Raw genomic sequence first — 2,043 nt, 5'->3', positions numbered from 1 at the left:
GGTTGGCGGTCAGTACCAACAGCAGGCACGCCAGCCATCGTTTCTGTGTCATCGCGCAAGCATCCTCGAGCCGTAAGTTGGCCGGGCGTCGACGAGCCCGGGTAAGCCACCTTCGCAGACTGCCACGAAAGTATCACGGGGCTATCACTGCGCCGCGGGCGCGAGCGTCGGCTGGAGCGAGGAGGCGGTGCCAGGCGTCCGCTCAGGCGTTGTACCGAGCGCATTCGTTCGCTCGGTCGTTGGAAACATCCTTGACAAGGCTTCAGTACTACAGTGTAGTAATACAATGCTTCATTGTAGTAATTGCTGGGAGGCAGGTCGATGACGACTCGATCGCGATGCTCGATAGTGACGTGGATGGCCGCGTCAGTGGCCACTGTGGCCGGCGCCACGGGGGCGCCCTACACCCTCGACAACGACCACACGCAAGTGGTGTGGCAGGTGGATCGCTTTGGATTCACCAAGACCATTGGCACCTTCACCGACGTCACCGGAACGCTACTGCTCGACGAGCGTGCGCCGCAGAACAGTGAGATAACGGCGGCGATCGCGCTGGCAGGGCTACGTTCCGATCATGCGGAGCGCGAACGTATCGTGCGCGGCCCTCATTGGCTCGATGCCGCCGCACACCCGGTGATTCGCTTCTCCTCCAAGGCCGTGGAACGCTCGTCCGCGTGCGCCGAAGGCTGCTACCGCGTCACGGGGGAGATGACCTTGCGCGGCGCCACCGCTCCCCTGACGCTGGAGGTGCGCCTGAACAAGATCGGTACCGACCCGGTGACGCGACAGCGCGCGGCCGGCTTCACGGCCAGCGGGACCTTTCCTCGCGAGGCCTTCGGCGTGACCACGGCGCTCGGCCCCATCGGCGCCAACGTCGAGTTCCAAATCGAGGCGCTCGCGATCGCGGACACGCCCTAGGGAGCACCGCTTGGTTCTCGCTAGCGCCTCCGGCAGGATGGGGCGATGAACGCCTCCAAGCCCCTCGGCGAATTCGAACTCACCGTCATGGCCGCGGTGATGCACCTCGGCGATGGCGCCTACGGCGCGGCCATCAGCGAGGAGATCTGCGCGCGCACGGGGCGCCGTCCGGCGGTGGGTGCGATCTACACCACGCTGTCCAGGATGGAGGACAAGGCGCTCGTCAGCTCTCGGGTGGGAGACCCCATGGAGGGCCGAGGCGGCCGGCCCAGGCGATATTTCCAGATCACCGCCGACGGCGAGGTGGTGTTTCGGGCGTCGGTGCAGTCGCTCAAGCAGATGCTCGATGGTATCGCCCTATGACACGGCGCGGTGGGGCGCGTCCGCCGCGGGTCGCCGAAGGCATGGTGGCGTTGCTGGCACCTGCGTCCGTGCGTGAGGACGTGCTCGGCGATTTGCACGAGCACTACCTGGCAAACACCGGGGCCGCTCATCCCGCGCTCGCCTACTGGCGCGAAGCGCTGCGCTGCCTCCCCGCTCTGGCGTGGTATCGCTTGGAGCGGACGAATCTCGCGCGTCTCGCCTTCACCGTCCTAGCCTGCGCGTTGGCTTACATCAGTGTGAGTTACTGGGATGTATCGGTGGCGCGTCGCTTGGCGGCGAGTCTGGCCGCGCAACCGGATGCGCCCGCCTTGCTCGCCATTCGCGTGCTCTATTTTCTGACGCTATTCCTGGGGGCAACGGTCGCCGGGGCCGCCGCTGCCGTGATCGCGTTTCGTCGGGGTCGCTCCTTTTTTCGCAATGCGCTGGCCACCCTGAGCCCCTTGGTCGTCTTGTTGTCGGCTACCGTTGCCGTTAGTGCGCTCAGCCCTGCGCACGGGGCGCCCATCACCTACCTCGCCCTACGGCTGCTGGTGATCGTGACGGCCATGGTGATTGGCGCCTATGCGACGGCGCGCCTGACGCGGATACCCTAGCCGTGGCGTCCCGTGCGTGCAGTCGCCTTGCGGGCGTCGCCGCGATGGTGCAGGCCGTGTGCTACGTCGTCGGCTTCGTGATGCTCGCGACCGTCATGAATCCCGGCGACGTCGATGGATGGTCCGCCCGCCAGAAGCTCGAATTCAT

3 protein-coding genes are annotated in these 2,043 nt (G+C 66.1%); all 3 read left to right on the top strand.

The window, feature by feature from the left end; translation table 11 throughout:
* Window positions 1-357 precede the first annotated feature (357 nt).
* Genes AAF184_25765 through AAF184_25755 form a run of 3 tightly spaced genes read left to right on the top strand, consistent with a single transcriptional unit; the run spans window position 358 to window position 1,895 of the window.
* On the top strand, window positions 358-918 hold the full coding sequence (locus AAF184_25765) for a YceI family protein (GenBank protein MEO0425763.1): 561 nt from the start codon (window positions 358-360) through the stop codon (window positions 916-918).
* Window positions 919-963: 45 nt separating this feature from the next.
* Window positions 964-1,281 carry a PadR family transcriptional regulator gene (locus AAF184_25760; protein MEO0425762.1) on the top strand — a complete coding sequence of 106 codons (318 nt, stop codon included), beginning with the start codon at window positions 964-966 and terminating at the stop codon, window positions 1,279-1,281.
* On the top strand, window positions 1,278-1,895 hold the full coding sequence (locus AAF184_25755) for a hypothetical protein (GenBank protein MEO0425761.1): 618 nt from the start codon (window positions 1,278-1,280) through the stop codon (window positions 1,893-1,895). The genes AAF184_25760 and AAF184_25755 overlap by 4 nt, the downstream gene beginning before the upstream one ends.
* Window positions 1,896-2,043 lie beyond the last annotated feature (148 nt).

This window comes from Pseudomonadota bacterium (genome assembly GCA_039815145.1).
In the GTDB taxonomy this organism is placed as follows: Bacteria; Pseudomonadota; Gammaproteobacteria; order Steroidobacterales; family JBCBZW01; genus JBCBZW01.
Note: the sequence above shows the minus strand (reverse complement) of the source record. Positions and strands in the feature narration are given on the sequence as shown.

What these genes read in the sequence shown, in the direction of transcription:
- AAF184_25760 (MEO0425762.1), top strand. Translation starts at nt 964, where the DNA reads ATGAACGCCTCCAAGCCCCTCGGCGAATTCGAACTCACCGTCATGGCC.
- AAF184_25755 (MEO0425761.1), top strand. Translation starts at nt 1,278, where the DNA reads ATGACACGGCGCGGTGGGGCGCGTCCGCCGCGGGTCGCCGAAGGCATG.
- AAF184_25765 (MEO0425763.1), top strand. Translation starts at nt 358, where the DNA reads ATGGCCGCGTCAGTGGCCACTGTGGCCGGCGCCACGGGGGCGCCCTAC.